Source organism: Streptomyces sp. SM1 (assembly GCF_002910825.1).
Taxonomy (GTDB): domain Bacteria; phylum Actinomycetota; class Actinomycetes; order Streptomycetales; family Streptomycetaceae; genus Streptomyces; species Streptomyces okerensis.
In genome coordinates this window covers 1-3,651 of the sequence record NZ_NEUB01000034.1, presented here as the reverse complement: position 1 = coordinate 3,651, position 3,651 = coordinate 1, and the positions used below count along the sequence as shown (strand labels likewise).

The following is a 3,651-nucleotide window of genomic DNA, read 5'->3' as shown; positions in this document are numbered from 1 at the left end:
TGGGTACGCCCCGGACCTTGCCGTCGGGGGCCAGGAAGGCGGGGTCGCCGCCGGGCACCATGCCGAGCTCGCGTGCCCGGCGCTGGAGGGCGTCGGGGGCGGAGTAGGCGCCGATGTCGCGCTGCAGGGCCTGTTCCTCGTCGGTGAGGTCCTTGGTCTCCCGCTGGAGGTCGTCGAGCCGGAAGGCGCCTTCGCTGAGGGCGGAGTTCAGCACCAGGAGACCGATCAGACCGCCGCCGAGGAGCAGCACGACGAGCAGGACGAAGGGGGTGCGGGCCGCCTGGGCCCGGCCGGTGGGCAGGAACTGCGCGAGCCGGGCCGCCCGCCCCCTCAGCTCGGGCCGTCCCGCCGGTCCGGGCCGCCCTTTCAGTCCGGGTTTCCTACTCACTCACGCTCCCCTGAGTTCGTTCGTCCCGCCCGTACGCCGGCCCGTCGCCCGCCTCATGCGCCGTCCGTGCCCTCGTGCCGTGTGCGGGGCCGGTGCCGCCGGCGGTTCACCCGACGTCCTCCCTGATCCGCTCGGCGCCGCGCAGCCGCGCGGGGGCCGCGCGGCGGTTCTCGGCGATCTCCTCCTCGGTGGGAAGTTCGGCACCGCGCGTGAGCAGCTTGAGCCTCGGCTGGTACTGCTCGGGGACGACCGGGAGTCCGGGCGGGGCGGTGGTGGCGGCGCCGGCCGCGAACACCTGCTTGACGAGGCGGTCCTCGAGGGAGTGGTACGACAGCACGGCGATCCGTCCGCCCACGGACAGGGACCTGACGGCCGCCGGGATCGCCCGCTCCAGCACCGTCAGCTCGCCGTTGACCTCGATCCGCAGGGCCTGGAAGGTGCGCTTGGCCGGGTTGCCGCCGGTGCGCTTGGCGGCCTGCGGCAGTGCGTCCCGGATCAGCTCGACCAGGCGTGCACTGTTGGTGAACGGCTCCTTCTCGCGCTCGCGCACGACGGCGGACACGATCCGCTTGGCCTGCTTCTCCTCGCCGTACGCGCGCAGGATGCGGACGAGTTCGCCGGGCGGATAGGTGTTGAGGACCTCGGCCGCGCCGAGGCCGGTCGTCTGGTCCATCCGCATGTCGAGCGGGGCGTCCTGGGCGTAGGCGAAGCCGCGGTCCGCCTCGTCGAGCTGCATGGAGGACACCCCGAGGTCGAACAGGACGCCCCGCACGCGCGGGACGCCGAGCCGGTCGAGCACGTCGGGGAGCTCGTCGTAGACGGCGTGCACCAGGGTGGCCCGCTCGCCGAAGGGGGCGAGCCGCTCGCCGGACAGGCGCAGGGCTTCCTTGTCGCGGTCCAGTGCGACGAGCCGGGCCTCGGGGAAGCGCCGGAGCAGGGCCTCGCTGTGGCCGCCGAGCCCCAGCGTGCAGTCGACCACCACGGCTCCGGGCTGCTCCAGGGCGGGCGCCAACAGGTCCAGGCACCGCTGGAGCATCACCGGGACGTGTCGACGTTGGCTCAAGGGGCCCTCTCAGATCCGGCGCGGCGTTCACGCACCGCCGGGTCCCCGCCCTCCCCCGGTGGAGGGGCGGCCGGCGCCGGAGCTTCGGCCGAGCGGCGGCGGGAGGAGGAGGCCGAGCCGTACGTACGCGCCGCGCACGCGGGGAGACTCCCCGGTCGTGGCCGGGGGTCTCCGGGAAATCAGTGCAGCGGGCGGTCTCGCCTCCCGCTCGGCGTCACTTTAGTCCACGGTCACGCCCGGTCAATCAACCGGCCTGCGCGTCGCGGCACGCACCGCGAGTCAAGGGATACGTCGGGCGAATCATCCTTGGGAGGGGACTCACGCCACTCGTGTGGATTACCTCACAACAAGGATCGCTGACGTTCTTTGTCCCCCCTCACAACGGGCCTGGCGCCCTCCTGACCATTACCGTCATGAGTATGACGACTTCCGCATCGGTCCCCGCAGGCTCCAGCACCGCCACCGCCACCGCCACCGCCACCGCCACCGCCACCGCCACCGCCGGCAAGATCACCGACCGTCTGGTCGAAGCCAACGAGCAGTACGCGGCCGCCTTCACCGACCCGGGCATGGACGCCCGCCCGGTGCTGCACGTGGCGGTGGTGGCGTGCATGGACGCGCGCCTGGACCTGCACGACGCGCTGGGTCTCTCGCTCGGCGACTGCCACACGATCCGCAACGCGGGCGGCGTGGTCACCGACGACGTGATCCGTTCGCTGACCATCAGCCAGCGGGCACTCGGCACCCGCAGCGTGGTCCTCATCCACCACACCAACTGCGGTCTGGAGTCCATCACCGAGGAGTTCCGGCACGATCTGGAGATGGAGGTGGGCCAGCGCCCCGCATGGGCGGTGGAGGCCTTCCGGGACGTCGACCAGGACGTGCGCCAGTCGATGGCCAGGGTGCGGACCTCGCCGTTCCTGCTGCACACCGACGACGTGCGGGGCTTCGTCTTCGACGTGAAGTCGGGTCTGCTGCGCGAGATCGACCCCGCCTGAGTGGACGCCCGCCCCGGGGATCTGCTGAACTCCGGAGCCGTTCCAGTCGTAAGAGCTGACATATCGCTGTCAGTTGTCCACAGACGAGTGACACGAATCGGTAACGGCGGCGACAATGCGGAAGTGGCGTCACGCGGAACTTTTCCCGCGTGGTGTCCGTGATTCGGGGTGGGCCGGTCCGCGGAGAAGGCGTCGGCCCGGGACATTTGGGGTTCCCCGCTCCCTCGTGGAGCGCGGGAAAAGGCCGAGGAGGGCCGGGTGACGACCTATGACGATCGAGCGAGCCTCACTGATCTGACCGCCGTGGTGGAACGCGTGCGGAGTTCGGTGGAAGGCGTGATCGAGGGAAAGCCTGAGGTCGTACGGCTCTCGCTGACCGTACTGCTCGCCGAGGGACATCTGCTCATCGAGGATGTGCCGGGAGTCGGCAAGACGATGCTGGCCAAGGCGCTGGCGCGGTCCATCGACTGCTCGGTGCGGCGGATCCAGTTCACGCCGGACCTGCTGCCCTCGGACATCACCGGTGTGTCCATCTGGGACCAGCAGCGCCGTGATTTCGAGTTCAAGCCGGGCGCCATCTTCGCGCAGGTGGTGATCGGCGACGAGATCAACCGCGCCTCGCCGAAGACCCAGTCCGCGCTGCTGGAGTCGATGGAGGAGCGCCAGGTCACCATCGACGGCAAGACCTACGAGCTGCCCAGCCCGTTCATGGTCGTGGCGACGCAGAACCCGGTGGAGATGGAGGGCACCTACCCGCTGCCGGAGGCCCAGCGCGACCGTTTCATGGCCCGCGTCTCGGTCGGCTACCCGAGCGCGGAGGCCGAACTGCAGATGCTGGACGTGCACGGGGGCGTCTCGCCGCTGGAGGACCTCCAGCCGGTGGCGCACGCGCACGAGATCCTGAAGCTGATCGAGGCGGTGCGCGACGTGTACGTGGCCGAACCGATCCGCCGGTACGCGGTGGACCTGGTCGCCGCCACCCGCACGCACCCCGATCTCAGACTCGGCGCCTCACCCCGCGCGACGCTGCACCTGCTGCGCGCGGCGAAGGCGGCGGCGGCCCTCGGCGGCCGGGACTACGCGCTGCCGGACGACGTGCAGGCACTCGCCTCGGCCGTCCTCGCCCACCGGCTGCTGCCCACCGCCCAGGCCCAGCTCAACCGGCGTACCGCCGAGCAGGTGGTGCAGGAGATCGTGCAGCG

Annotated in this window: 4 protein-coding genes; 2 read left to right on the top strand and 2 right to left on the bottom strand. The window is 71.2% G+C overall.

Going from position 1 to position 3,651, the window contains the following annotated elements:
• Positions 1 to 388: hypothetical protein (locus B9S61_RS00685; RefSeq protein ID WP_103540424.1), on the bottom strand; the 388-nt coding region annotated here is incomplete at its 3' end.
• Positions 389 to 494: 106 nt separating this feature from the next.
• Positions 495 to 1,451, bottom strand: coding sequence for a 16S rRNA (cytosine(1402)-N(4))-methyltransferase RsmH (gene rsmH / locus B9S61_RS00680; RefSeq protein ID WP_103540423.1), 957 nt, complete (start codon positions 1,449 to 1,451; stop codon positions 495 to 497).
• A gap of 419 nt (positions 1,452 to 1,870) precedes the next feature.
• On the opposite strand from rsmH, the gene B9S61_RS00670 reads away from it, so the two are divergent.
• Both B9S61_RS00670 and B9S61_RS00665 read left to right on the top strand, forming a co-directional pair.
• Positions 1,871 to 2,449, top strand: a complete 579-nt coding sequence (locus B9S61_RS00670) for a beta-class carbonic anhydrase (protein WP_374936165.1) — start codon at positions 1,871 to 1,873, stop codon at positions 2,447 to 2,449.
• A gap of 258 nt (positions 2,450 to 2,707) precedes the next feature.
• A partial coding sequence (locus B9S61_RS00665; RefSeq protein ID WP_103540421.1) for a MoxR family ATPase occupies positions 2,708 to 3,651 on the top strand: 944 nt, incomplete at its 3' end.

Coding starts and splice junctions, on each gene's coding strand:
- B9S61_RS00670 (WP_374936165.1), top strand. CDS start 1,871: ATGACGACTTCCGCATCGGTCCCCGCAGGCTCCAGCACCGCCACCGCC.